An 802-nucleotide genomic window follows, 5' to 3' on the forward strand; every position below is an offset into this window, starting at 1 on the left:
CGTCGACGAGGTCGTCCCCAAGCGCGCCTGGGACGAGACCGTCGCCGAACGCGCGCAGCAAGTGGCGGCGAGGTCTCCGCGGCCGGTGGACGCGCAGGGCGTCACGCTGCACCCGCTGCAGCCCGATGGCTACACCTACCAGCATGTGAAGGCGGAGCTGGATCGCGAGCGCGGCATGGTGGAGATCACGATCCGTGTCCCGGAGGGTGGGCTACCTCTCGACGTCACGGAGGTTCACCGTCTGGGGGACGCGTTCTGGCCGCTGGCGGTCACACGCGAGCTCGACGACTTGATCCTGCGGCTGAGGACCAACGAGCTCGAGCTGGGCACCTGGCTGTTTCGGACGAGTGGGCGAATCGACGACGTTCTCGCCTATGACGACCTGCTCGCCGCCAACGTCGACGACTGGCTGGTCAACGAGGTGCGGCACTATTTCAAGCGCGTCCTCAAGCGTCTCGACGTCACGTCGCGCTCGCTGATCGCGCTGATCGAGCCGGGCTCCTGCTTCGCTGGGTCGTTGCTGGAGCTGGCCCTCGCCGCTGACCGGCAGTACATGTTCGACGGAAGCGTGCGCGACGCCGAGAACGTCGCGGAGATCGTCCTGACCGGCGCCAACTTCGTCGGTTACCCGATGCCCAATGGCGTCGGGCGGCTCGAGAGCCGCTTCCACAGGGAGGACGACCACATGGCGTGGCTGCGCCGCGAGTCCGGCCGGCGGCTCTCCGCCCAGGAAGCCGTCGAGCTGGGTCTGGTCACCGACGCCCCCGACGACATCGACTGGGACGACGAGATCCGGATCATG

1 pseudogene is annotated in these 802 nt (G+C 68.0%); it reads left to right on the plus strand.

From position 1 onward, the window contains the following. A pseudogene (locus tag TOK_RS32545) lies at window positions 1-802 on the plus strand (benzoyl-CoA-dihydrodiol lyase); the annotation flags it as partial.

Source organism: Pseudonocardia sp. N23, from assembly GCF_002583555.1.
Classification (GTDB): domain Bacteria; phylum Actinomycetota; class Actinomycetes; order Mycobacteriales; family Pseudonocardiaceae; genus Pseudonocardia.